This is a genomic window from Streptomyces lateritius, from assembly GCF_014649715.1.
Lineage (GTDB): Bacteria > Actinomycetota > Actinomycetes > Streptomycetales > Streptomycetaceae > Streptomyces > Streptomyces lateritius.
Genome location: NZ_BMTO01000008.1, coordinates 363,777 through 388,491 on the forward strand (window position 1 = coordinate 363,777; position 24,715 = coordinate 388,491).

Below are 24,715 nucleotides of genomic sequence, written 5' to 3' on the forward strand. Positions count from 1 at the left end.
TGCACCAGCCATGAGCACCCGCCTTCGCACCTTCGGCACCAAGACCGCTGGCCCCGGCCACCCCGTCTACATCACCGGCGAGATCGGCATCAACCACAACGGTGACCTCGAGAACGCCCTCGCGCTGATCGACGTCGCCGCCGACGCCGGCTGCGACGCCGTGAAGTTCCAGAAGCGCACGCCCGAGATCTGCACCCCGCGCGACCAGTGGGACGTCGAGCGCGACACGCCCTGGGGCCGGATGACGTACATCGACTACCGCCACCGCGTCGAGTTCGGCGAGGACGAGTACCGCGCCATCGACGAGCACTGCGAGAAGCGCGGCATCGACTGGTTCGCCTCCCCGTGGGACACCGAGGCCGTCGCCTTCCTGGAGAAGTTCGACGTCCCCGCCCACAAGGTCGCCTCCGCCTCCCTGACGGACGACGAGCTGCTCCGCGCGCTGCGCGCCACCGGCCGTACGGTGATCCTCTCCACCGGCATGTCCACCCCGAAGCAGATCCGGCACGCCGTCGAGGTCCTCGGCAGCGACAACATCCTGCTCTGCCACGCGACCTCGACCTACCCGGCCAAGGCCGAGGAGCTCAACCTCCGGGTGATCAACACCCTCAAGGAGGAGTACCCGAACGTCCCGATCGGCTACTCCGGCCACGAGACCGGTCTCCAGACCACCCTCGCCGCCGTCGCCCTGGGCGCCGCGTTCGTCGAGCGCCACATCACCCTCGACCGCGCCATGTGGGGCTCCGACCAGGCCGCCTCCGTCGAGCCGCAGGGCCTGCAGCGCCTGGTCCGCGACATCCGCACGATCGAGACCGCGCTCGGCGACGGCGTCAAGAAGGTCTACGAGTCGGAGCTCGGCCCGATGAAGAAGCTCCGCCGGGTCCAGGGGCTCGTCGCCGCATGACCGGGCAGCTGGCGTTCGTCGAGAGCCCGGTCCAGCTCCTGAACGTCCTGGAGTGGGCCCACGCCCGCACCCCCGCCGCCGGGGGCCGCGAGGCCCCCGGCACCAGCCCCGGCACCAGCCCCGGCACCAGCCCCGGCACCAGCCCCGGCACCAGCCCCGGCACCAGCCCCGGCACCAGCCCCGGCACCAGCCCCGGCACCAGCCCCGGCATCAACGTCGGCACCCGCGCCGGCGCCGGTCTCGCGCTCGACGACCTCACGCTCGTCGTCCTGTCGCCGACCGACCCCATGTCACGCGGCCAGCTGCGCCGGATGGCCCAGCTGGCCCGTGACGAGGGCGTCACCGTCCGCTGGCAGGAGGCCCGGGACGGCCGCGGTTCACTCGCCCGTACGCTGCGGGACCTCGCCCCGCTGCTGCGGGTGGCGGAGCGGGTGATCGTCGGGGACCCGTTCTCCCGGTACGTCCAGCTGCTGCTCACCCTCTTCGGCCCCCGGCACCTCACGGTCGTCGACGACGGCACCGCCACCATGGAGTACGCCGCACAACTGGCGCGCGGCGAACGACTGGTGCGCTGGCACCGGCGCGGCAGCCGGGGCCCGCGCGAGCTCGTGCTCGCCCCGGTCTCCGCCGCCGCCCGCCGCCGGCTCGCCCCCACTCACCGCCGCACGGTCGAGATCTTCACCTCGCTCCCCGTCGAGGCGCCCCCGGGCACCACCGTCATCCCGCACACCTTCGCCTGGACCCGCGCCCGCTTCGGCCCGCCCCGCCTCACCCGGGGCGCGGACCTGGTCGGGACCTCACTGGTCGAGACGGGCGTGGTCGACCCCGACCGGTACGCGGAGGCCGTCGCCGGCCTCGCCCGTGGCCACGGCGCCACCCGCTACTTCGCGCACCGCCGCGAGAGCACCGAGAAGCTGCACCGGATCGCGGTGGAGACCGGCCTGGAGATCGTGCGGCCCGATCTGCCGCTGGAGCTGATCGCCCGGCGGGGCCCGATCGGCCGCACGGTCGTCAGCTTTCCCTCCACCGTCGTGCACACCCTGCCGCTCGCCCTGGCGGGCACCGGGGTGAAGGTCGCCGTCTGCGCCGTGCGGCCGGAGTGGCTGCGGGAGAACGTCTCCGCACGGGCGCAGGGATTCCTGGCGGGCGTCACGGGCACGGCCGCGCACGAGGTCGACCGGCTCACCGTCCACGCCACACCGGCGGTGGAACGGTTCGAATTCGGGTGAGCTTACCCACAGAGAGGGGGCATCATGCCTCGTGAACCGGTTTCCTTTCCCCTATCGGGCTGAAGTTTTCGTGATCAACGGGCAGTTGACGCGTCTGGGGGCCTACCCTTCAAAAGGTGAACCAGTTGAAGTCCCGTGAGCCAGGCTCCGTCGCTCTGCCCGGAACGCTGTCCGCGTCGCTGCGTGCCGAACTGATCGCCTTCCGCCGCGACTTGCACATGCACCCCGAGCTGGGCAACCAGGAGTTCCGCACCACAGCGGCCGTCAAGGACCGCCTGGAGGCGGCCGGACTCGCGCCCAGAGTGCTTCCCGCGGGCACCGGCCTCGTCTGTGACGTGGGCACCTGGGACCGGAAGCGGCCCATGCTGGCGATCCGCGCCGACCTCGACGCGCTGCCCATCCCGGACGTCAAGACCGTCGCGTACCGCTCCACCGTGCCCCACCGCGCCCACGCCTGCGGCCACGACGTCCACACCACCACCGTCCTCGGCGCCGGTCTCGTCCTCGCCGACCTCGACCGGCAGGGGCTCCTCCCGAACGCCGTGCGGCTGATCTTCCAGCCCGCCGAGGAGGTGCTGCCCGGCGGCGCCGCCGACGCCGTCGAGGCCGGTGCCCTCGACGGGGTCGGCCGGATCATCGCCGTGCACTGCGACCCCAAGGTGGACGCGGGCCGGATCGGGATGCGGCACGGTGCCATCACCTCCGCCTGCGACCGGCTGGAAATCACCCTCGACGGGCCCGGCGGCCACACCGCCCGCCCGCACCTGACCACCGACCTGGTCACCGCCGCCGCCCGTATCGCCGTCGACGTCCCGGCCGTCCTCGCCCGCCGCGTGGACGCCCGCTCCGGACTCTCGGTCACCTGGGGCCGTATCGAGTCCGGTCACGCCTGCAACGTCATCCCGCAGCACGCCGCGCTCTCCGGGACCGTCCGCTGCCTCGACCTGGAGACCTGGCGCGACGCGCCGGACCTGGTGCACGCGGCGGTCGACGAGATCGCGACCCTGCACCGCGCCAAGTCGACGATCACCTACGTCCGGGGCGTCCCGCCCGTCGTCAACGACCCGGCCGTCGCCGACCTCCTCACCGAGGCGATGACCGCCCGCCGCGGTCCGTACGCGATCGAGGACACCGAGCAGAGCCTCGGCGGCGAGGACTTCTCCTGGTACCTGGAGCACGTCCCCGGCGCCATGGCCCGCCTCGGCGTCCGCGCCCCCGGCGACACGACCCGCCGGGACCTGCACGCCGGCGACTTCGACGTGGACGAGCACGCCATCCAGGTCGGCGTAGAGCTGTTCACCGCGGCGGCCCTGATCGACGCCGCGCCCACGCCCTGACAGGGCTTTCGGAACGGACCGCTCCGGAGGTGCGCCTCCGCCAACAGGCTTGCAGCATGGTCAGGTAAGACGCGCGGGCGTCGATCCGGTAACGACTCGTGAACGGGTCTTTAACTGACATCTACGCGCGTTACGATCGCCGAAAAGCCAGCGCCGCAAGAGGCGCTTTCGGTCAGTCTTGAAGGGACCTCCTCGTGCGCCGGGTATCCAAGATCACCGCCGCGTGTGCTGTCACTGCGGCCCTCGCTCTCACCGCCACCGCCTGCGGAGAGTCCTCCACCGAGGACACCGGCTCCGGCGACGGCACCATCAAGGTCGGCATGGCCTACGACGTCGGCGGCCGTGGCGACAACTCCTTCAACGACTCCGCGGCCCGGGGCCTGGACAAGGCCAAGGCCGACCTGGGCGTCGAGACCAAGGAGCTCACCGCGAGGACCGGTGAGACCCCGGCCGACCGTGAGCAGCGCCTCGCCTCCCTGGCCGAGGGCGGCTTCAACCCGGTCATCGGCGTCGGCTTCGCCTACAAGGACGCGATCGACAAGGTCGCGGCCAAGTACCCGAAGACCACCTTCGGCCTCATCGACTCGGTCTCCGACAAGAAGAACGTCGACTCGATCGTCTTCACCGAGGAGCAGGGCTCCTACCTCGCCGGCGTCGCCGCCGCGCTGAAGTCGAAGGACGGCAACATCGGCTTCATCGGTGGTGTCGACCTTCCGCTGATCAAGAAGTTCGCCGCCGGCTTCCAGCAGGGCGTCAAGGACACCAAGCCGGACGCCAAGGTGCAGATCCAGTACCTGTCCACCGGTACGGACCTCTCCGGGTTCGGCGCCCCGGACAAGGGCCGGGCCGCCGCGAAGGGCATGCTCGACAAGGGCACCGACGTCATCTTCGCCGCCGCGGGCGGTTCCGGCGCCGGCGCGATCGAGGCCGTCGCGGCCAAGCCGGGCACCTGGGCGATCGGCGTCGACTCGGACCAGGCCAAGGACCCGGCCCTGTCGAAGTACGCCGGCTCGATCCTCACCTCGGTCGTCAAGAACGTCGACACCGGTGTCTTCGAGCTCATCAAGTCCGTCAAGGACGGCAAGCCGCTGTCCGGCACGCACGCCTACTCGCTGGCCGAGAACGGCGTCTCCCTGACCACCACGGGTGACCACCTCAAGGACATCCAGGCCAAGATCGACGAGGCCAAGAAGAAGATCGTCGACGGCCAGATCAAGGTCGCCACGACCCTCTGACCCACACGTGGGACGGGGGCCCCGGAGAGCGGCTTCGGCCGACACTCCCGGGCCCCCTTCACGCGTATGCCCGTAGGCAGTTGAACGATTTCCCTGAAGCTACGCGCGTAGCGCCCCGCGTACAGGGTATTTTTCGCCACCGACACCGCCTGCGTCCCCGCCTCGTCCTCCTCACGCTCCCTGCCTAGGAGAGTGCGTCATCAAAGCCTCCAGCCCCAGCAGTCCGAACGCCGTAGAACTCCGCGGCATCACCAAGCGCTTCCCCGGAGTCGTGGCCAACCACGACATCGACATCACCGTGCGCCGCGGCACCGTGCACGCCCTCGTGGGCGAGAACGGCGCGGGCAAGTCGACCCTCATGAAGATCCTCTACGGCATGCAGAAGCCGGACGAGGGCACCATCGCGGTCGACGGCGAGCAGGTGACGTTCAACAACCCCGGTGACGCCATCGCCCGCGGCGTGGGCATGGTGCACCAGCACTTCATGCTCGCGGACAACCTCACGGTCCTCGAGAACGTCGTCCTCGGCTCCGAGAAGCTCTACGGCATCGGCGACAAGGCCCGCGCCAAGATCAAGGAGATCTCCGAGGCGTACGGGCTCGGCATCCGCACCGACGTCCTCGTCGAGGACCTCGGTGTGGCCGACCGTCAGCGCGTGGAGATCCTCAAGGTCCTCTACCGCGGCGCCCGCACCCTGATCCTCGACGAGCCGACCGCCGTGCTCGTCCCGCAGGAGGTCGACGCGCTCTTCGACAACCTGCGCGAGCTCAAGGCCGAGGGCCTCACCGTCATCTTCATCTCGCACAAGCTCGGCGAGGTCCTGTCCGTCGCGGACGACATCACCGTCATCCGCCGCGGCACCACGGTCGGCACGGCCGACCCGGCCCACACCACGACCAAGCAGCTCGCCGAGCTGATGGTCGGCAGCGAGCTGCCCTCCCCGGAGACCCGCGAGTCGACGGTGACGGACGTGCCCATGCTGACGGTCGAGGACCTGTCGCTCAGCGCCGTCGACCCCGACGGCGTGGTCCGCGCGGTCCTGGACGGCGTCAGCTTCACGATCCACAAGGGCGAGGTCCTGGGCATCGCCGGTGTCGAGGGCAACGGCCAGTCCGAGCTCGTCGACACGATCATGGGCATGCGCCACCCCGACCGCGGTGTGCTCACGCTGGACGGCACCGACATCTCCACCGCGCCGACCCGCAAGCGGCGCGAGGACGGCATCGGCTGCATCCCCGAGGACCGCCACCGGCACGGCCTGCTCCTGGAGGCCCCCCTCTGGGAGAACCGCATCCTCGGCCACGTCACCGAGAAGCCCAACTCCAAGGGCGCCATCCTCGACCTGAAGGCCGCCCGCCGGGACACCGAGCGGATCGTCCGTGAGTACGACGTCCGTACCCCCGGCATCGACGTCACCGCGGCCTCCCTCTCCGGCGGCAACCAGCAGAAGCTGATCGTCGGCCGCGAGATGAGCCACGCCCCCAAGCTGCTCATCGCCGCGCACCCCACCCGGGGCGTGGACGTCGGCGCGCAGGCCCAGATCTGGGACCAGATCCGCGACGCCCGCCGCGAAGGCCTGGCGGTCCTGCTGATCTCCGCCGACCTGGACGAGCTGATCGGCCTGTCCGACACCCTGCGGGTGATGTACCGCGGCCGCCTGGTCGCCGACGCCGACCCGGCCACCATCACCCCGGAGGAGCTGGGTTCGGCCATGACCGGTGCCGCCACAGGACACCTTGAGCACGAGAGCCCCGAGGGCGACAGCCGCCCCGAGGCCACCGACGGCCCGGAGGACGAGGCCCGATGAAGAAGATCGACAAGGAGCGGCTGCTCCTGGGCATCGCGGCACCGCTCCTCGCGGTCGTCGCCGCCTTCCTGATCACCGCCCTGGTCCTGGCCGCCACCGGCAAGGAACCGTTCAGCGCCTTCGGCATCATGTTCGACTACGGCGTCAAGTCGGACAGCCAGGTCTACATCATCAACAAGGCGACGACCTACTACCTGGCGGGTCTCGCGGTGGCCATCGGCTTCCGCATGAACCTGTTCAACATCGGTGTCGACGGCCAGTACCGTCTCGCCGCCTTCTTCGCCGCCGCCGTCGGCGGAGCGCTGACCCTGCCGGGCATCGTCCAGATCCCGCTGATCATCATCACCGCGATGATCGTCGGCGCGATGTGGGCGGGCATCGCGGGTGTCCTCAAGACCACCCGGGGTGTCAGCGAGGTCGTCTCCACGATCATGCTGAACTTCATCGCGACCGCGATCATCGGCTACCTCCTCCAGCCCGGCCGCCTCGGCCACCTGGACGCCGCCGGCACGGAGGTCGCCACGACCCCGCTGCCGGAGTCCTCGCACTTCTTCGAGTTCCCGACCACGCCGACCCCGATCATCGGGTTCGTCGTGATCGCGGCCATCGCGGGCGTCGCGTACTGGTTCACGCTCGCCCGCACCCGCTTCGGCTTCGACCTGCGCACGGTCGGCCGGTCCGACACGGCCGCCGCGGCCAGCGGTGTCAACGTGAAGAAGATGGTCGTCACCTCGATGCTGCTCTCCGGCGCCATGGCCGGTCTGATCGGCATGCCGACGCTGCTCAACGAGTCGTACGCGTACGGCAGCGGCTTCCCGCTGGGCATCGGCTTCACCGGTATCGCCATCGCGCTGCTCGGCCGTAACCACCCGGTCGGCATCGCGCTCTCCGCCATCCTCTGGGCCTTCCTGGAGCGCGGCGCCCAGCAGCTGGAGTTCGAGGGATACGACCGCGAGATCGTCGGCGTCATGCAGGGCGTCATCGTCCTCTGCGTCGTCATCGCCTACGAGGTCGTGCGTCGCTTCGGCCTCAAGCGTCAGCAGCGCCGGGTCGGCGAGAAGCTCGCGGCCCAGGCCCGTACCAACGACAAGACGGAGGTGTCGGCGTGAGCGCCACGGCGACTTCCACCCCGCCGCCCGCGGCCCCCAAGGTGGCCGGCGGCAAGGGCGGCCGCACCCGCCGCCTCTCCCTTCCGGTGATCCTGCTGATCGTGGCGGGCGGGCTCATCGCCCTCTCCGCCGTCCGCGCCATCACCGGCGCGCAGGACCTCACCTCGGCGGGCCAGATCAGCGCCGCGCTCTCCCTCGCCGTGCCGATCGGCCTCGCCGGTCTCGGCGGTCTGTGGGCCGAACGCGCGGGCGTGGTCAACATCGGCCTCGAAGGCATGATGATCCTCGGCACGTTCTTCGGTGCCTGGGCCGGCTGGCAGACCGACCCCTGGCTCGGCGTCCTCGCCGGCATCGTGGGCGGCATGCTCGGCGGTCTGCTGCACGCGGTCGCCACCGTCACCTTCGGTGTCGACCACATCATCTCCGGTATCGCGATCAACATCCTGGCGCTCGGTGTCACCACCTACTTCGCCAAGCTGTGGTTCAACACCGGCGAGGCCGCGGCCAAGGGCGGCAGCCCCAAGCAGTCCCCGCCGGCCGAGGACATCACCGCGATCACCGTTCCGGGGGTGTCCGACTGGCTGGCCGACATCGAGAAGCACCACTGGTTCCTGGTCTCGGACCTCGCCGGCATCCTCGGCGGCCTCGTCACCAACCTCTCGCTGGTGACGATCCTCGCCGTGCTGCTGGTGATCGGCACGTACTTCGTGCTGTGGAAGACTTCGTTCGGTCTGCGCCTGCGCTCCTGCGGCGAGAACCCGATCGCCGCCGAGTCCCTGGGCGTCAACGTCTACAAGTACAAGTACATCGCGGTGGTCGTCTCCGGCGGTCTCGCCGGTCTCGGCGGCGCGTTCCTGGCGCTGGTCACCTCCCACATCTACAACGAGGGCCAGACCGGTGGCCGCGGCTACATCGGCCTCGCCGCGATGATCTTCGGCAACTGGCGGCCGGGCGGTCTGGCCATGGGCGCGGGACTCTTCGGCTTCGCCGACGCGCTCCAGCTGCGCAGCGGCGGTGAGACCGTCCACGCGCTGCTCCTGCTGCTCTTCGCGATCCTCGTCGTCATCGCCGCGTGGAAGGTGTACCAGAAGCGCTGGATCACGGCCGCGATCAGCGCCGTCATCGCCGTCGGCGTGCTGATCTGGTACCTCGGCACGGACACGGTCCCGGTCGAGTTCGTCAGCGCCACCCCGTACGTGGTCACCCTGCTGGTGCTCTCGCTCTCCGCGCAGCGCCTGCGGATGCCGAAGGCGGACGGCATGCGGTACCGCAAGGGCGAAGGCAAGTGACGACCACTGCCGGCAGCCCCGACTGGGAGGCGCTGCGGACGGCCGCCCGGGACGCCATGTCCCGCGCGTACGCCCCGTACTCCGGCTTCCCGGTCGGCGCTGCGGCGCTCGTCGACGACGGGCGCGTGGTCGCCGGCTGCAACGTGGAGAACGCCTCGTACGGCCTCGGCCTGTGCGCCGAGTGCGGGCTCGTCTCCCAGTTGCAGGCGACCGGCGGCGGCCGGCTGACCCACTTCATCTGCGTGGACGGCCGGGGCGAGCCCCTGGTGCCGTGCGGGCGCTGCCGGCAGCTGCTGTACGAGTTCGGGGGCCCCGAACTCGTCCTGGAGACCCCGGCCGGGCTGCTGACGCTCGCGGAGATGCTTCCGCAGGCGTTCGGCCCGGACCACCTCGCGAAGTAGTACCTCGGAGCGGCCCTTCCGGCACGATGGGAAGGGCCGCTCTCCCTTTCCCCCTCTATGCGCGTAGAAAGAGGCACCACATGGACGTCATCTCCGTCATCCGCACCAAGCGGGACAAGGGCGAGCTGAGTCCCGAGCAGATCGACTGGGTCATCGACGCCTACACCCGCGGCGAGGTGGCCGACGAGCAGATGTCCGCGCTGGCCATGGCGATCCTGCTCAACGGCATGAACCGCGCCGAGATCGCCCGCTGGACCGCGGCGATGATCGCGAGCGGCGAGCGGATGGACTTCTCCTCGCTCTCCCGTCCCACCGCCGACAAGCACTCCACCGGCGGCGTGGGCGACAAGATCACCCTCCCGCTGGCGCCGCTGGTCGCCGCCTGCGGCGCGGCCGTGCCGCAGCTGTCGGGCCGCGGCCTCGGCCACACCGGCGGCACGCTGGACAAGCTGGAGTCCATCCCCGGCTGGCGGGCCCTGCTCTCCAACGAGGAGATGCTGCACGTCCTGGACACGACCGGCGCGGTGATCTGCGCGGCGGGTGACGGGCTGGCGCCCGCGGACAAGAAGCTCTACGCCCTGCGGGACGTCACCGGCACGGTCGAGGCCATCCCGCTGATCGCCAGCTCGATCATGTCGAAGAAGATCGCCGAGGGCACGGGCTCCCTCGTCCTGGACGTCAAGGTCGGCACCGGCGCCTTCATGAAGACGATCGAGGACGCGCGGGAGCTCGCCTCCACGATGGTCGGCCTCGGCACGGACAGCGGTGTGAAGACGGTCGCCCTTCTCACCGACATGTCGACCCCGCTCGGCCTGACGGCCGGCAACGCCCTCGAGGTCCGCGAGTCGGTCGAGGTCCTGGCCGGCGGCGGCCCGGCGGACGTCGTCGAGCTGACGATCGCGCTGGCCCGCGAGATGCTCGAAGCGGCCGGCGTCAAGGACGCGGACCCGGCGAAGGCGCTCGCGGACGGCTCGGCGATGGACGTCTGGCGCCGCATGATCGCGGCCCAGGGCGGCGACCCGGACGCGACCCTCCCGGTCGCCCGCGAGCACCAGGTCGTCACGGCCCCGGCCTCGGGCGTCCTCACCCGCCTCGACGCGTACGACATCGGCATCGCCGCCTGGCGTCTCGGCGCCGGCCGCGCCCGCAAGGAGGACCCGGTGCAGGCCGGCGCGGGCGTCGAACTCCACGCCAAGCCGGGCGACACGGTCACGGCGGGCCAGCCGCTGCTGACCCTGCACACGGACACCCCGGAGAAGTTCGACTACGCCCTGAAGTCCCTGGACGGAGCCTGGGACATCGCGGCCCCCGGCACCGAGTTCACCCCGACCCCGATCGTCCTGGACCGCATCGCCTGATCATTCGATCGTCTATGGCATGTGCCCGTGGCTCATTCGGGTGAACGGGACCGGTGGACCTCCACCGGTCCCGTTCGGCATGCTGGGCATCGTCATGTGGCACCCGGCCCCGCCAACCCCGCCCCCCTTCGACCTCACCGTCGACACCAGCGCCTTCCCCGTCGACTAGAACCGGTCAGCAGTACGCAGCCGGCTCCCTCGTGCTCACCCCAGCGGCTCGCTGAGCAGCCGCGGCAGTTCCCGCATGTCGTCGAAGACCAGCGTCCGCGGACCCATCAGCCGGTCCGCGCGGGTCAGCCCCCCGCAGTAGCCGAACGCCCGTATCCCGGCCGCCCGGGCCGCCGCCACGCCGTACGGGCTGTCCTCCACCACCGCGCACCGCTCCGGTGCCACCCCCATGCTCTCGGCCGCGTGCAGGAACAGGTCCGGCGCCGGCTTGCCCCTGGCCACGTCACGGGCGCTGAACATCCGCCCCTCGAAGCGCTCCAGCAGGCCCGTACGCGTCAGATTGCGGCGGATCGTGGCATGGCTGCCGTTCGACGCCAGGCAGAACGGCACCTTCAGCGCGTCGAGCGCGTCCGTGACGCCTTCGACCATCGTCAGCTCCGCGTCCAGCGCCCGCTCGTACAGGGGCCGGTACGGCAGATGCCAGTCGGCCTCCAGAGCCCGTCCGAGCCGCTCCTCCAGGATCGCCGTGAGCACCTCGTTCGACGAACCGACGAAGTGCTCGACGATCTCCGCCTCGGTGAACTCCGCCCCGAGCGCCGCGAAGACCTCCCGGTCGACCCGGCAGTAGATCCGCTCACTGTCCACCAGAACGCCGTCACAGTCGAAGATCACCAGTTCGACAGGATCGTGAATCATGCGCGCAGCCTAGAGGTTCCGATGAGTTCCGGCCGTGGCGCGGGTCTCCTTGGTGTGGACACCAGTCAACCGCTCGTTCTGACCCTGGGCGCCCGGGCCACACCGGACGAGGTCGCCCGGCTGTGCGCCGTGCTCCGGGAAGCGCCGCCCACCGATGTCGTCTGCGAGATCGGCGCGCTCGCGCACGCCGATCTCGCCGCCGTCGACGCCCTCGCCAGGCTGCGGCTCGTCGCCGGGCGGCTCGGCCACCGCCTCACCTTCCGGGGCGCCCGGGCCGAGCTGCGGCTCCTCCTCGAACTCGTCGGCCTGGCCGGCCTCGCATGACGACGCCCCAGGCCCGCGCCTACGCCTCCAGCCGTTCCGGCATGTCGAACAGCGGGAACCACCGCTTGGTGTCCAGGAAGAAGTCCATGCCGGCCACCATGCCCTCGCGGATGTCCAGGACGATCAGCGCCCACGGGCTGTATCCGCCCTCCGGGTCCGGGTGGTACTGCGCGAACGCCGGCGAGCCGTTGGCCACCGTCGGCACCAGCTTCGAGCCCGCGCACACCTCGCCGACCCCGAGCATCCAGCCCACGATGTCGTCGTGTCCCCGCAGCCACAGGTCGTACGGCGGCATGGACATCGTCGCGTCCTCATGCAGGAGCGCGGTCAGCGCCTTCATGTCGTACCCCTCGAAGGCCGCGACATAGCGCTCCAGGAGCTCCTTCTGCTCCTCGTCGAGCGGGTTCGCCGGATCCGAGGCCGCCGGTTCGTTCTCGGCGAGGGTCGCGCGCGCCCGCTGGAGCGCGCTGTTGACCGAGGCGACCGTCGTCCCGAGCAGCTCGGCGACCTCGCTCGCCTTCCAGGCCAGCACCTCGCGCAGGATCAGTACCGCCCGCTGCTTGGGCGGCAGATGCTGCAGCGCGGCCACGAACGCCAGCCGCACGGTCTCGCGGGCGACCGCCGTGTCCGCCGGGTCGGCCACCGAGGGCAGCACCCGCCCGTCCGGCACCGGCTCCAGCCAGGTGATCTCCGGCCGGGCGTTCAACTGCGCCTGAGCGACCGGCGTCGCGGCCGTCAGGTCCATCGGCCGGGCCCGCCGGTTGCCGGCGTTGAGCGAGTCGAGGCAGACGTTCGTGGCGATGCGGTAGAGCCAGGAGCGCAGCGACGAGCGGCCCTCGAAGGAGTCGATGGCCCGCCAGGCGCGGACCATCGTGTCCTGCACGGCGTCCTCCGCATCGAAGGCCGAACCGAGCATGCGGTAGCAGTAACCGGTCAGTTCGGTACGGTACTTGCCGAGTTCCTCGGTCGTCGTCGTCGCGACGTCACTCATCGGGTCCACCCCACTCGCCCCTCATCGGCACCGACGCGATACCGATGAGGGGAAGTTACCGCAGCCCACTGACAGCGGCGGTCAGGTTCCCGGCTTGCGCCCGTAGACGAACACGTCGTCGCCGTTGCGGAGCAGATTCCAGTACGCCTTCGCGTCGGCCGGGCGCATGTTGACGCAGCCGCCCGACCCCGGCGGGTTCCACATCGACTTGGTGGTCGAGTGGAAGGCCTGGCCGCCGTCGAAGAACTGCGAGTACGGCATCGACACGTGGTAGATCGTCGACCAGTGGTTGATGCTGCGCCAGTAGATCTTCTTCGCGCCGGTACGGGTCTCGGTCCCGTCCTTGCCCGTGCGCACCGGCACCGGGCCGTACTTCAGCCGGGCGCCGTCCTGGATCCAGCTCAGCTGCCGGGTCAGGTCGACGCAGGCGATCCGGCCCTTGTTGGTCGGGCACGTGCCCGCCCGGTTGGGGTTGGTGCCCGCCGCCTTCTGCGCCAGCATCGTGTTCATCGTCCGCCAGGTCAGCGGCCCCGCGTACCCCTGGGTCGGGGTGATGCCGTGCTTGCGCTGGAATGCCTGGATGGCCTGGCAGTCGGCGAGCGACTGCCGCCCGTCCACCGGCCGCCCCAGGAACTTCTCCACCTGCTTCTGGTACGGGCCCGTCGTCACGTTGCAGGATGCCGCCTGCGCCGGTGCCGCGCCGAGGGCGACCGTCAACGGCACCACCATCGAGGTGATGCCGAGGACGATCCCCGCCCGCTTCCGTATCACTGTCATGATCATCAACTCCCCGTCGAGTCCTATGACTTCAGACGACCGGGAGGGCGTACCGGTTGTAACGGATCGGGTACGGGATTCAGTGGGCCGCGCGGACCCGGAGCCGGCCCGCCTCGGCGCGCGCCGCCACGCGTGCGCTGTGCGTGCCGTACAGCGTGATCGACACGACGCCGAGGACCGCGGCCAGGCCGAGCAGGACGGTGCCCGCCCAGCCGCCCGCGTGGAAGGCGACCGCGCCGAGCGTGCCGCCCGCGCTGCTGCCCAGGTAGTACGCGGACTGGTACAGCGCCGAGGCCTGTGCCCGCCCGGTCTTCGCCGTACGGCTCACCGAGGAGGAGGCGACCGCGTGACCCGCGAAGAAGCCGGCCGTGATCAGGACCAGACCGAGCAGGACGGCGGCGAGCGCGTCGGCGAGCGAGAGCAGCAGACCGGCCGCGGTCGTACCGACGGCGAGGTACAGCGCCCCGCGCCGGCCCAGCCGGCCGACCAGCCGGCCGGCCGCGGCCGAGGAGACCGTACCGACGAGGTAGACCAGGAAGACGGAGCCGATCACGCCCTGCGGGAGCGAGAAGGGCGCCTCGGCCAGGCGGTAGCCGATGACGGTGTAGACCGCGCCGAACACCGTCATGAACAGCGCGCCGATCGCGTAGAGGCGCATCAGCAGCGGGTCGGCGAGATGGGTGCTGACGGCCCCGGCGAGGGCCTTGGGGTTGAGGGAGCCGGGGGTGAAGTGGCGGGCCTTCGGGATCAGCAGCCGGAAGACCACCGCGCCGGCCGCGGCCATCAGGCCGACCGCGAGCAGCCCCGCGCGCCAGCCCCACGCCTGGGCCGCCCAGCCGGTGACGATCCGGCCGCTCATGCCGCCGATCGAGTTGCCCGCGACGAACAGGCCGATCGCGGCGATCAGCGCCTTCGGCCGCACCTCCTCGGCGAGATAGGCCATCGCCGAGGCCGGCACGCCCGCCAGCGCCGCGCCCTGGACCGCCCGGAGGGCGATCAGCCACTCCAGGTCCGGGGCGAAGGGGACGAGGAGTCCGACGGCGACCGCGACCACGAGCGAGGCGGTCATCATCGTGCGCCGCCCGAAGCGCTCGGAGAGGGCGCTCAGCGGCAGGACGAGGAGGGCGAGGGCGCCGGTCGCGGCGGAGACCGTCCAGGAGGCGGCGGACGCGGTGGCGCCGAACTCCGCGGAGATCGCGGGGAGGAGGGCCTGGGTGGAGTAGAGGAGCGCGAAGGCGGCGAGTCCGGCGGCGAAGAGGGCGAAGCTCATACGGCGGTGGCCGGGGGCGCCGGGGGCAAGGCGGGTGTCGGCGGCCGTGCTGGTGGCGGCCGCCTTGGTACTGGCGGAAGGCATGTTTCGAACGTAGGCCGATCCTTTTCATGCGTCCAATGCACGGAACTGCTGTAATCGTTCCCATGGTGCATGAGTACAGGTCACAAGGTCGGCTGTCACCGAACAGTAACGAAGAAGACATGGGACTGCTGCTCGCGCCACGGCTGGCGTACTTCGCCGCGGTGGCCCGGCACGAGCACGTGACCCGGGCGGCGGCCGAGATGGGCGTACCGCAGTCGACGCTCTCACGGGCGATGGTCCGGCTCGAACAGGATCTGGGCGTCGCCCTGTTCGCCCGCCGGGGGCGGACGGTGTCGCTCACCCCGGCCGGCCGGACCTTCCTCGCCTCCGCCGAGCGAGCGCTCGCGGAGGTGGAGCGGGCGGCGGACTCGGTACGGGCCGACGCGGACCCGACGGCGGGACGGGTCGCCTTCGGCTTCCTGCACACCATGGGCTCGGAGACGGTGCCCGGTCTCATCCGGGCCTTCCGGGTCGACCATCCCCGCGTGCGGTTCACGCTGGTCCAGAACTACGGCGAGGCGATGATCGAGCGCCTGCGGGCGGGTGACCTGGACCTGTGCCTGACCTCCCCGGTCCCCGACGCCCCCGACCTGGTGGCCCGGCGCATCGACGAACAGCGGCTGCGGCTCGTCGTCCCGGACGACCACCGGCTCGCCTCCCGCAAGCGGGTCAGGCTCGCGGAGGCCGCCGACGAGACCTTCGTGACCCTGGAACCCGGCTACGGGCTGCGCCGCATCACCGACGACCTGTGCGCCGAGGCCGGTTTCAAGCCCCGCGTCGCCTTCGAGGGCGAGGAGGCGGAGACCTTGCGCGGCCTGGTCGCGGCCGGCCTCGGCGTCGCCCTGCTGCCCCCGCCGGCCGTCCCGCGCCCCGGTGTCGTCGAGCTCAACGTGACCGCGCCGCGCGCCGTCCGCGAGATCGGCGTCGCCTGGCTGGACGGCCACCCCGACACGGCCCCCGTGGCGGCCTTCAAGAAGTTCCTCCTGAGCAAGCGGGGAACCCTGCTGCCGGAGTGAGCCGTCAGGACCGGCCGTGTGCCGTGAGGACCGGCCGTGAGCCGTCAGGGCCGGCTGTGTGCCGTCAGGGCCGGCTGTGTGCCGTAGCGCCGGCCGTGGGTCAGGACCGCGACGAGCGGCCGAAGCCCGCCGCCAGCGGCATCCGCAGTCCCAGCGGCGGCGGGGCCGCCAGCGCGTCGGCGACCGGCCGGGCGTATGGGCGGGCGAAGAGCGAGCCCAGGACGAAGTCGACGGCCAGGGCGTGGACTTCGGCGCGGTACTGGCGCAGCGCGTGGCCGTCCGCGTGGACCTCGAAGCGACAGGTGTCGCGGTTCGCCTTCTTCGCCCGGTCCGCCAGCCGGTACGACAACTCCGGGTCGACCCGCGCGTCGTTCGTGCCGTGGGCGATCAGCACCCGGCGCCCGGCGAGCTGCCGTACGGGTTCCGGTTCCGCCGCCACGTCGTTCTCCGGCAGCCAGGGTGCCAGCGCGAGCACCGTGTCGACGGCCGCGTGGCCGGCCGCCCGCAGCGCGGCCCGCGCGCCCATGCCGTACCCGGCCAGACAGACGGGGACGTCGCCGTAGCGCCGTACCGTCTCCGCCACCGCCCAGGCCGCGTCCGAGGCGAGCCCCGCGTCCGCGCCGTTCCAGCCGCGTCCCCGGTAGCGCACGACGTGCGCGACCAGGCCGTCGCCGCGCCCCGCCGCGGCGAGGCGCCGCCCCAGCGGCAGGATCGCGGCGTGGGCCAGGGCCGAGGCGCCCCGTGCGGACGTCACCTCCCCGTCGGGGAGGAGCAGAACCACCCCGCCCACCGCTGTGACCGGGTGCGATGCGCCGACGGGCCGTCCGAGCCGGGGCGTGCGGCTGCCGGCAGTCCCTACGAGTGCGGAGTGCGCCATGGCAGAACAGTCTCAGAAGCCGAGGTGTACGCCATCCGTACGCGCGGTCACTGTTACGTATCGACAGGCGAGTGGAGAGGGAGCGCTCTACGCGCGTAGGCGCTACAGTGCGAAAATGACGAGCCAGATCCTGAACGTCCCCACCACGGACCAGATCCGCCGCGCCCCGAAGGTGCTCCTGCACGACCACCTCGACGGCGGACTGCGCCCCGGCACGATCATCGACCTCGCCCGCGCCCAGGGCTACGGCGACCTCCCCGAGACCGAGCCCCACAAGCTCGGCCTCTGGTTCCGCGAAGCCGCCGACTCCGGTTCGCTGGAGCGCTATCTGGAGACCTTCGCGCACACCTGCGCCGTCATGCAGACGCGCGAGGCGCTCGTGCGCGTCGCCGCCGAATGTGCCGTCGACCTCGCCGAGGACGGTGTCGTCTACGCCGAGGTGCGCTACGCCCCCGAGCAGCACCTGGAGGCCGGGCTCACCCTCGAAGAGGTCGTCGAGGCCGTCAACGAAGGCTTCCGCGAGGGCGAGCGCCAGGCCAGGGAGAAGGGCCGGCGCATCCGCGTGGGCGCGCTCCTGACGGCGATGCGGCACGCCGCCCGCGCCCTGGAGATCGCCGAACTCGCCAACCGCTACCGCGACTCGGGCGTGGTCGGCTTCGACATCGCGGGCGCCGAGGCCGGCTACCCCCCCACCCGCCATCTCGACGCCTTCGAGTACCTCAAGCGGGAGAACAACCACTTCACCATCCACGCCGGCGAGGCCTTCGGGCTGCCGTCCATCTGGCAGGCGCTGCAGTGGTGCGGCGCCGACCGGCTCGGGCACGGCGTCCGCATCATCGACGACATCGAGGTCGCGCAGGACGGCTCGGTGAAGCTGGGGCGGCTCGCCGCGTACGTGCGGGACAAGCGCATCCCGCTGGAGATGTGTCCGACCTCCAACCTCCAGACGGGTGCGGCGTCCTCCATCGCCGAGCACCCCATCGGTCTGCTCCGCAGGCTCCACTTCCGGACCACGGTCAACACCGACAACCGGCTCATGAGCGGCACCAGCATGAGCCGGGAATTCGAGCTGCTGACCGAGGCATTCGATTACACGCTCGACGACATGGCGTGGTTCACGGTCAATGCGATGAAATCAGCGTTCATTCCTTTCGATGAACGCCTCGCCATGATCAACGACGTCATCAAGCCCGGATATGCCGAGCTGAAGTCCGAATGGCTGTTCCAGCAGACCGCCACGACCAGCGAGTCTTCCCGCACTGCGGGCTGACGGGACGTTTCGGGGAGGGCCGGCGGCGGCCGGGGGACATGCCCCCGGCCGCTTTTCGGTGTTTGCGGGAGCGCCAGGTGATGGCTAGTTTGCAAAGCCGCTCTGCGTTTTCCCCAGCATTTCCTTGCTGTCCCGAAGCTCCAAAATCCCCAAGGATGATTTTCTGATGAAGCACTCTGCCGCCAAGAAGCTCGGTGTCGCCGCTCTCGGTGCCGCTTTCGCCGCTGCCGCCGCCGGCACGGCCTCCGCCGCCCCGAGCGTGCCCGCCGCCCCGGACGCGCTCGGCCTGGTCACCCAGACCGTGCCGCTGGGCGACGGCCTCACCGAGCTCCCCGACGGCGCGTCCTCGTCCCTCGCCGGCGGCGAGGGAGCGCTCGGTCAAGGACTCGGCAACGGCTTCAAGGGCCTGCCGAACGTGGCCGGCGAGGCCACCGAGAGCCTCCCGCTCGGCGGCGTCACGGGCGGCCTGGCCAACACCCCGGCCGGCGGCCTCCTCGGCGGCCTGCCGATCCTCGGCTGAGCACTCCGCCGCCGCGCGCCGATGGGGCGCGCACCCACTCCGGGTGCGCGCCCCATCGGCGTACGAACGTCCTGGTCCGGGTCCGCTACCAGGCCGTGGTCGCCGGCTTCTCGGCCGGCAGCAGCATCCACAGCGCCAGGTACAGCAGGAACTGCGGACCGGGCAGCAGGCACGAGACGAGGAACATGACCCGCATGGTCGTCGCCGAGGTGCCGAAGCGCCGTGCCAGCGCTGCGCACACTCCGCCGATCATGCGGCCGTCACGGGGGCGGACAAGTGCGGCCATGGTGGGCTCCTTCGAAGCGTTGTCCCCGGGAGCCGCTCGTCGGGCTCCCGATGACTCCATGGTCGCCCCGGACCGGGGGACAAAGCGTCGGTCTACGGGGCGATCCCGACCCTGGGAATCGTCGGGGTAGTCCCCTGAGGCTGCTCGTCCTGAAGCAGGGCGGAGCCCCGGCCCGGCCTGGTCCGCGAGGAGGACCGCCGCCTTTGCGCGTCCCTCCCGCCGCGCAGCCGCGCCCGCCCGGCCGGCACCACGAGCACATGGGCCAGCGCCACCCCGGCGGTGTTCAGGAGGAGCGAGTCCACGTCCACGACCTGCCCCGGCACGGCGGTCTGCAGCAGTTCGACGGCGAGGGAGATCAGCGCCCCGGCCGCGACGGTACGGGCCAGGGACGCCCACGGCGCCACGTACAGCCGCCCGTCCGCCATCGGCAGCAGGACGCCGAGCGGTGCCAGGAGCAGCAGCCCCTCGCCGATCCGGCGGGCCGCCTCGGCCGGGCCGAGCGCCAGATCCGCCTTGATCCCGGCCAGTGGTGTCAGGTTCGGTGCCATCACCCAGGCCACGTCGAGTGGGCGGAGTGTCACCCAGGCGACGAGCAGCAGATGCGCGAGGAGGAGGGCGAACCCCGCCACGCGTACGACCACGGCGGCACTGCCGCCCGAACCTTGACGCTGCACGCCCCCCAAGACGCGCACCGCACCGGAATCGGTTCCGCCGCCTTTCACGACAGCGCGGTTCAGGAGACCGAGGGCCTCGGCGGAGGCGTCGGCGCCGTGGGGACCGCCGAGTCGGGCCGCTGCCTCACCTCGGCGGTGCACCGGTAGCGGCGCGGCGCGTAGTCGCCGGGACCGCCCAGCACCACCGTGTCCTCGCCCACACCGGCCGGGCTCCCCGCGAAGGTACAGACGATCTGCGACAGCGCGGTCGCCGTGAGGTCCTCCGGCTGCCTGCTCAGCCGCAGGGTGTCCGCCGGATCGCCCTGGCGCCCGCCGGTCACGGTCAGCGGGCCCTTGACAGCCGTGGAGAAGCCGGCCTGCCGTTCGCTCTGCGACGGCTCGCTCTGCAACTGCGCGAGCAGCGCGGCCGCGGTCCGCACCGGGTCCCCGTCCGCCTTCTCCTCCTGCAGCGGCGACCGGCGGTCCACCGCGTCCAGCTGCGAGCCGCACACCAGGAACACCCGGACCGCGATCCCCGTCGTCTGCGCGGCGGCCTCCTCGCCCGGGACGTCGCACGGCACCCGTGAAGGGGCCGGGCCCGCGTCCACGGGCACCGACGTCGTCCGGATCCCGCACCCTGTGGCGAGCGCGGCCATCGCAAGGGCCGCCGCCATCACTGCCGTACGGCGAAGTCGGCTCAACTCTCCTCCACCTCGCCCCGTTCACCGGCCGCCGTCGCATCGACGTCGGTGTCGGCGTCCGCATCCGCGTCGGCGTCCTGCGGCAGCCGCAGGACGAACACCGCGCCGTCGCCGTCCGGCGAGTTCGCGGCCGTGATCGAACCGCCGTGGATCAGCGCGTTCTCCATGGCGATCGACAGACCGAGACCACTGCCGTCCGACCGGGGCCGGGACGCGCTCGCCTTGTAGAACCGGTCGAAGACGTGCGGCAGGACCTCCTCCGGGATGCCCGGACCGTGGTCCCGCACCTCGATGACAAGCTCCCCGTCCTCCGTACGGATCGCCACCCGCACCGGCGAACCGCCGTGCTTGAGCGCGTTGCCGATCAGGTTCGCCAGGATCACGTCCAGCCGGCGCGGGTCGAGCCGCGCCATGATCCCGCGCTCGGCGTCCAGCTCCACCGCGTCCAGCCACGCCCGAGCGTCGATGCAGGCGGTGACCTGGTCGGCGACGTCGACGTCGTCCAGGACGAGCCGGGCGGTGCCGGCGTCGAAGCGGGTCACCTCCATCAGGTTCTCCACCAGGTCGTTCAGGCGCCGCGTCTCGCTCACCACCAGCGCCACGGCCGGCGCGATCATCGGATCGAGGGAGTCCTGCTCGTCCTCCAGGACCTCCGTCACGGCCGTCAGCGCCGTCAGCGGGGTACGCAGCTCGTGGGACATGTCCGCGACGAAGCGCCGGCTCGACTCCTCGCGCGCGCTCATGTCCGCGACCTTCTTCTGCAAGGACTCGGCGGCGCTGTTGAACGTCCGGGACAGCTCGGCCAGTTCGTCCGTACCGGAGACCCGGAGCCGGGTGTCCAGCTTCCCCTCGCCCAGCTGCCTGGCCGCCTCCCCGAGCCGGTGCACCGGCCGCAGCACGGTCGTGGCGGCGGCCTGCGCGAGCAGCGCCGAGCCGACGAGCGCGAGCGCCGTCGCGATGCCCAGGGACCAGGCGAGCGAGTTCAGATCCGCCCGCTCCGCCTCCAGCGACTTGAACATGTAGCCGGTCGGACCGCCGCCGTCGATCTTCGTCCCACCTACCAGGTACGGCGTCCCCCCGCGCTGCGTGCGCTGCCAGAACAGGTGGTACGGATAGGCGTTGGTGTCCGTCACCGGCCGCTCGGTCTCCACCTGCTCCCGCAGCGCGCGCGGCACGTCCGCCAGCGTGAAGGTGTCGGGGTTCGAGGCCCCGGCGATGGGCTTGCCCGCGTCCCGTTCCCCGAGCAGCAGCACGCTGTAACCGGCGCTGCCGCCGGCCATCTGCTCCGCGGTGCGCCGCAGCTCCTCCTCGGTGGGCCGCAGCGGCAGCGTCGCCGCCCGGTTCTGCATCTCCTGCCGGAAGTCGTTGAGCGCCCCGTCCTGCGTCCGGGTGAGGACCGCCTCGCGGTTCAGCCAGTACGCGATCCCGGAGGCGGAGACGGCGGCGGTGAGCGCCACCAGGGCGAAGACGACCACCAGCCGCAGCCGCAGGCTGGTGAAGCGCAGCCCGGCGAACATCCCTTTACTCACGCAGGGACGTCCAGCCGGTAGCCGACTCCGCGCACGGTACGGATCAGGGTCGGCGAGGACGGGACGTCCTCCACCTTGGCGCGCAGCCGCTGGACACAGGCGTCGACCAGGCGCGAGTCACCCAGGTAGTCGTGCTCCCACACCAGGCGCAGCAACTGCTGACGGGACAGCGCCTGTCCGGGGCGCCGGCTCAGCTCCAGGAGCAGCCGCAGCTCGGTCGGCGTGAGCTGCAGATCCTCACCGTTCTTCGTCACGGTCATCGCCGAACGGTCGATGACGAGCGAGCCGAAGGTCGCCGAATCGGTGGACTCCCGCTCACCGCGCCGCAGCACGGCCCGGATCCGGGCGTCGAGGACCCGGCCCTGGACCGGCTTGACCACGTAGTCGTCCGCCCCCGACTCCAGGCCGACGACCACGTCGATGTCGTCGCTGCGCGCGGTCAGCAGGATGATCGGCAGCTGGTCGGTGCGCCGGATGCGCCGGCACACCTCGAAGCCGTCGATCCCGGGCAGCATCACGTCCAGCACGACCAGGTCGGGGCGCTGCTCGCGGAGCAGCTGCAGGCCGTCCTCGCCCGTCGCCGCGGTGGCCACTCGGTGGCCCTGGCGAGACAGGGAGAGTTCGAGGGCCGTGCGGATGGCGTCGTCGTCCTCGATCAGCAACAGGAAAGGCACGGACGTCATTCTGTCCCATGCGGCCACCGGAGTTCGACTGTGCGGCTCCACCCGCCCCTGTGACACGGCTGTGACAGTCGGCGGACACCGCGATGAACTGGGCGGGGCAAGCTTTTTGGCACACGGACCGAAGCAGACTCCAACCGACGGGGGGCGCGAGATGAACGCACTGCACAGCACCACCTCAAGCGCAGTAGTCACGCGTCTCCACGACGTCGTAAGGAGCGCCGAGAAGTCCGGCGCGGTGAACGGGCGGGGGTGCGTTCGCAGCGTCGGGCGTCAGCACAAGGCGCCGTACATGGTGGCCGTGGCTGACGGGGGAGCGGCGTACGGGGAGGTCACGGGGGAGCGGCAGTCGCTGTCCGAGGCGGAGTTCACCGCCTACGTCCAGGAGCGCCGCGCCTCCCTGTACGCCACCGCCTACCACCTCACCGGCGACCGCTTCGAGGCCGAGGACCTGCTCCAGAGCGCGCTGTTCTCGACGTACCGCGCTTGGGACCGGATCAGCGACAAGGCGGCGGTGGGTGGCTACCTGCGCCGCACCATGACAAACCTGCACATCAGCGCGTGGCGCCGGCGGAAGCTCAACGAGTACCCGACGGAGGAACTGCCGGAGACGGCGGGCGACACGGACGCGATGCGCGGGACCGAGCTGCGGGCCGTGCTGTGGCAGGCGCTGGCCCGGCTGCCCGAGCTCCAGCGCACGATGCTGGTGCTGCGGTACTACGAGGGCCGTACGGATCCGGAGATCGCGGAGATCCTGGACATCAGTGTCGGCACGGTGAAGTCGAGCATCTGGCGCTCCCTGCGCCGGCTGCGCGAGGACGACGTCCTCAGCTTCGGCCGTGACGAGGAGGAGTCCTTCGGCGAGCTGGTGGCCTGAAGGCAACGGGGGGCAACGGGGGGCAACGGGGGGAACACGGGGGACGTACGGGGGTACGGGGGAAAAGTCGCGGGTCGGACAAGCCGGGGGGCTTGTACGACCCGCGTTTCCTGTTGTGCCGCCGCCGACAGCGGCGGCGGCCTCAGCGTGCGACGGGGGCGCGGTGGCGGCCGGCCGCGGCTGCGGCCAGCCGGCCCAGGGCCTCGTCCTTGGCGCAGGGGTGGGCGCCCAGGGACGCCTGGCGGGCCACGATGGAACGTTCGGCGCGCATCAGGCGCCAGCCGCGGCGCAGCAGGAAGGGGACCGACTTGCGCCCCTCCCTCAAATCCCGCAGGAGCCGGCGGCGGAACGTCGTCGAGGGGCGGCCGCGCAGACACAGCGCGTCGGCGAGCACGTCCAGCTCCTGGCAGCGCTCCACGATCTCGGCGGCGAAGATGCCCTCCGCCACGAACAGCGGTGTCCGCCCGATGTCCAGGACCTCGTGGCCCACGCGCGCGCTGGTGGCCAGGTCGTACACGGGGATGTCGGTCCGGCCCGTACGGCACAGCTCCACGATCGCCGCGACGGCGACGTCCGCGTCCCAGGAGGCCGGGGAGTCCCAGTCGATGTCGGCGCTGCCCGCCACCAGCGGGAGCGTCGGGTCGTCACCCTCCTTGTAGAAGTCGTCGAGGCGCAGCACCGGGAGGCCGGCGACGGCGGCGAGAGACGACTTGCCGGAGCCTGAGGGGCCCGCGAGCAGGACGACACGGGTCGGGATCGATTGGGAACTCACGGGACACCAGTGTGAACCATTCCCCCGGGAAGGGGACCCCCGAGGGAGGCGGTGGTATCGAGCGTCACAGCTCAACTACGCTCGGTGGCCCTGCGATCACCCAACGTCGAAGGATTTCTCATGGCGCGTCACCGTCACACAGGCTCCGGGAACTTCCGCCGCGGCGCCCTGTCGAAGGCAGGGCTGACCGTGACGGCGGCCGGAGCGGCGGTGTTCGGCATGGGCGCCGCGGCCCAGGCGGCGCCGCCGCCGCTGCCCGCGCCGGTCACCACGCTCGCCGGCAGCGACGCGGCCGCGGTCCTCGGCGCCACCACGCACGCCGTGGACCCGCTGACCACCCTCCGGTCGGACCCGCTCGCCGGCACCGGGGTCGCCCCGCTGGACAACGGACTCGACACCCGGGCCGCCGACCTCGAGCCGGTGGGCGCGAAGCGGGTGACGGGCCCCGTCACCAACGGCGGCGCGGTGGAGGACCCGCCGGTGGCCGGCGAGGCGGCGGGGCTGCTGCCGACGTAGCGGCGCCGCCGAGACCGCCGTCGAGCGCACGACGAAGGG

At 71.5% G+C, this 24,715-nt stretch carries 26 protein-coding genes; 15 read left to right on the forward strand and 11 right to left on the reverse strand.

The features are described 5' to 3' along the window. Positions 1–10 precede the first annotated feature (10 nt). From IE136_RS19030 to IE136_RS19070, 9 genes are all read left to right on the forward strand, one after another. Positions 11–904: an N-acetylneuraminate synthase family protein gene (locus IE136_RS19030; RefSeq protein WP_158989684.1), complete on the forward strand. Its 894-nt coding sequence runs from the start codon at positions 11–13 to the stop codon at positions 902–904. Further along, positions 901–2,133, forward strand: a complete 1,233-nt coding sequence (locus IE136_RS19035) for a hypothetical protein (RefSeq protein ID WP_189600918.1) — start codon at positions 901–903, stop codon at positions 2,131–2,133. The genes IE136_RS19030 and IE136_RS19035 overlap by 4 nt, the downstream gene beginning before the upstream one ends. A 116-nt stretch (positions 2,134–2,249) precedes the next feature. Beyond that, on the forward strand, positions 2,250–3,470 hold the full coding sequence (locus IE136_RS19040) for an amidohydrolase (RefSeq protein ID WP_158989686.1): 1,221 nt from the start codon (positions 2,250–2,252) through the stop codon (positions 3,468–3,470). A 194-nt stretch (positions 3,471–3,664) separates the two neighbouring features. Beyond that, positions 3,665–4,705, forward strand: a complete 1,041-nt coding sequence (locus IE136_RS19045) for a BMP family lipoprotein (protein WP_158989688.1) — start codon at positions 3,665–3,667, stop codon at positions 4,703–4,705. A gap of 199 nt (positions 4,706–4,904) precedes the next feature. Next, positions 4,905–6,512, forward strand: coding sequence for an ABC transporter ATP-binding protein (locus IE136_RS19050; RefSeq protein ID WP_158994617.1), 1,608 nt, complete (start codon positions 4,905–4,907; stop codon positions 6,510–6,512). Then, complete coding sequence (locus IE136_RS19055) at positions 6,509–7,621, forward strand: ABC transporter permease (RefSeq protein WP_158989690.1); 1,113 nt, start codon at positions 6,509–6,511, stop codon at positions 7,619–7,621. Before IE136_RS19050 ends, IE136_RS19055 begins: the two co-directional genes overlap by 4 nt. Further along, positions 7,618–8,910: an ABC transporter permease gene (locus IE136_RS19060; protein WP_158989692.1), complete on the forward strand. Its 1,293-nt coding sequence runs from the start codon at positions 7,618–7,620 to the stop codon at positions 8,908–8,910. The genes IE136_RS19055 and IE136_RS19060 overlap by 4 nt, the downstream gene beginning before the upstream one ends. Next, positions 8,907–9,311 (forward strand): cytidine deaminase, encoded by a 405-nt coding sequence (locus IE136_RS19065; protein WP_158989694.1) that lies wholly within the window; start codon positions 8,907–8,909, stop codon positions 9,309–9,311. Before IE136_RS19060 ends, IE136_RS19065 begins: the two co-directional genes overlap by 4 nt. Before the next feature lie 80 nt (positions 9,312–9,391). Next, positions 9,392–10,669, forward strand: coding sequence for a thymidine phosphorylase (locus tag IE136_RS19070; RefSeq protein WP_158989696.1), 1,278 nt, complete (start codon positions 9,392–9,394; stop codon positions 10,667–10,669). Positions 10,670–10,873: 204 nt separating this feature from the next. On the opposite strand, the gene IE136_RS19075 is transcribed toward IE136_RS19070, so the two are convergent. Beyond that, positions 10,874–11,533 (reverse strand): HAD family hydrolase, encoded by a 660-nt coding sequence (locus IE136_RS19075; RefSeq protein WP_189600919.1) that lies wholly within the window; start codon positions 11,531–11,533, stop codon positions 10,874–10,876. A gap of 54 nt (positions 11,534–11,587) precedes the next feature. Between IE136_RS19075 and IE136_RS19080 the strand changes: the two genes are divergently transcribed. After that, complete coding sequence (locus tag IE136_RS19080) at positions 11,588–11,857, forward strand: STAS domain-containing protein (protein WP_158989698.1); 270 nt, start codon at positions 11,588–11,590, stop codon at positions 11,855–11,857. 19 nt (positions 11,858–11,876) lie between these two features. Here the strand turns inward: IE136_RS19080 and IE136_RS19085 are convergent, their stop codons facing one another. The 3 genes from IE136_RS19085 to IE136_RS19095 form a co-directional block, all read right to left on the reverse strand. Then, the gene (locus IE136_RS19085) at positions 11,877–12,848 is read right to left on the reverse strand and encodes a sigma-70 family RNA polymerase sigma factor (RefSeq protein WP_158989700.1); all 972 of its coding nucleotides are present in this window, start codon (positions 12,846–12,848) and stop codon (positions 11,877–11,879) included. 81 nt (positions 12,849–12,929) lie between these two features. Then, entirely contained in the window at positions 12,930–13,577 is a 648-nt protein-coding gene (locus tag IE136_RS19090) for a L,D-transpeptidase family protein (RefSeq protein ID WP_189600940.1), read from the reverse strand. Positions 13,578–13,704: 127 nt separating this feature from the next. After that, a complete protein-coding gene (locus tag IE136_RS19095; RefSeq protein ID WP_189600920.1) occupies positions 13,705–14,979 on the reverse strand; it encodes an MFS transporter in 1,275 nt (424 codons plus the stop codon). A 62-nt stretch (positions 14,980–15,041) separates the two neighbouring features. Between IE136_RS19095 and IE136_RS19100 the strand changes: the two genes are divergently transcribed. Further along, entirely contained in the window at positions 15,042–15,995 is a 954-nt protein-coding gene (locus IE136_RS19100) for a LysR family transcriptional regulator (protein WP_158989706.1), read from the forward strand. A 100-nt stretch (positions 15,996–16,095) separates the two neighbouring features. Here the strand turns inward: IE136_RS19100 and IE136_RS19105 are convergent, their stop codons facing one another. Continuing rightward, positions 16,096–16,872: an alpha/beta hydrolase gene (locus IE136_RS19105; RefSeq protein ID WP_158989708.1), complete on the reverse strand. Its 777-nt coding sequence runs from the start codon at positions 16,870–16,872 to the stop codon at positions 16,096–16,098. A gap of 115 nt (positions 16,873–16,987) precedes the next feature. Here IE136_RS19105 and IE136_RS19110 point away from each other — a divergent pair, with 115 nt between their 5' ends. Together IE136_RS19110 and IE136_RS19115 are read left to right on the forward strand one after the other, a co-directional pair. Next, the gene (locus tag IE136_RS19110; protein WP_189600921.1) at positions 16,988–18,142 is read left to right on the forward strand and encodes an adenosine deaminase; all 1,155 of its coding nucleotides are present in this window, start codon (positions 16,988–16,990) and stop codon (positions 18,140–18,142) included. A gap of 166 nt (positions 18,143–18,308) precedes the next feature. Next, positions 18,309–18,662 carry a hypothetical protein gene (locus IE136_RS19115; protein ID WP_158989710.1) on the forward strand — a complete coding sequence of 118 codons (354 nt, stop codon included), beginning with the start codon at positions 18,309–18,311 and terminating at the stop codon, positions 18,660–18,662. Positions 18,663–18,747: 85 nt separating this feature from the next. Here the strand turns inward: IE136_RS19115 and IE136_RS19120 are convergent, their stop codons facing one another. The 5 genes from IE136_RS19120 to afsQ1 form a co-directional block, all read right to left on the reverse strand. Further along, positions 18,748–18,948 carry a PspC domain-containing protein gene (locus IE136_RS19120; protein ID WP_158989711.1) on the reverse strand — a complete coding sequence of 67 codons (201 nt, stop codon included), beginning with the start codon at positions 18,946–18,948 and terminating at the stop codon, positions 18,748–18,750. 92 nt (positions 18,949–19,040) lie between these two features. Beyond that, positions 19,041–19,622: a VanZ family protein gene (locus IE136_RS19125; RefSeq protein WP_189600922.1), complete on the reverse strand. Its 582-nt coding sequence runs from the start codon at positions 19,620–19,622 to the stop codon at positions 19,041–19,043. Between the two features lie 59 nt (positions 19,623–19,681). Then, a complete protein-coding gene (locus IE136_RS19130) occupies positions 19,682–20,275 on the reverse strand; it encodes a hypothetical protein (protein WP_158994623.1) in 594 nt (197 codons plus the stop codon). A 23-nt stretch (positions 20,276–20,298) separates the two neighbouring features. Then, complete coding sequence (locus IE136_RS19135) at positions 20,299–21,819, reverse strand: ATP-binding protein (RefSeq protein ID WP_229818960.1); 1,521 nt, start codon at positions 21,817–21,819, stop codon at positions 20,299–20,301. An 8-nt stretch (positions 21,820–21,827) separates the two neighbouring features. After that, positions 21,828–22,505, reverse strand: coding sequence for a two-component system response regulator AfsQ1 (afsQ1, locus tag IE136_RS19140; RefSeq protein WP_189600923.1), 678 nt, complete (start codon positions 22,503–22,505; stop codon positions 21,828–21,830). 160 nt (positions 22,506–22,665) lie between these two features. Between afsQ1 and IE136_RS19145 the strand changes: the two genes are divergently transcribed. Continuing rightward, positions 22,666–23,388 carry a SigE family RNA polymerase sigma factor gene (locus tag IE136_RS19145; RefSeq protein ID WP_158989718.1) on the forward strand — a complete coding sequence of 241 codons (723 nt, stop codon included), beginning with the start codon at positions 22,666–22,668 and terminating at the stop codon, positions 23,386–23,388. Positions 23,389–23,530: 142 nt separating this feature from the next. Here the strand turns inward: IE136_RS19145 and IE136_RS19150 are convergent, their stop codons facing one another. Beyond that, entirely contained in the window at positions 23,531–24,160 is a 630-nt protein-coding gene (locus tag IE136_RS19150) for a uridine kinase family protein (protein ID WP_158989720.1), read from the reverse strand. A gap of 120 nt (positions 24,161–24,280) precedes the next feature. Here IE136_RS19150 and IE136_RS19155 point away from each other — a divergent pair, with 120 nt between their 5' ends. Then, positions 24,281–24,676 (forward strand): hypothetical protein, encoded by a 396-nt coding sequence (locus IE136_RS19155; protein ID WP_158989722.1) that lies wholly within the window; start codon positions 24,281–24,283, stop codon positions 24,674–24,676. Positions 24,677–24,715 lie beyond the last annotated feature (39 nt).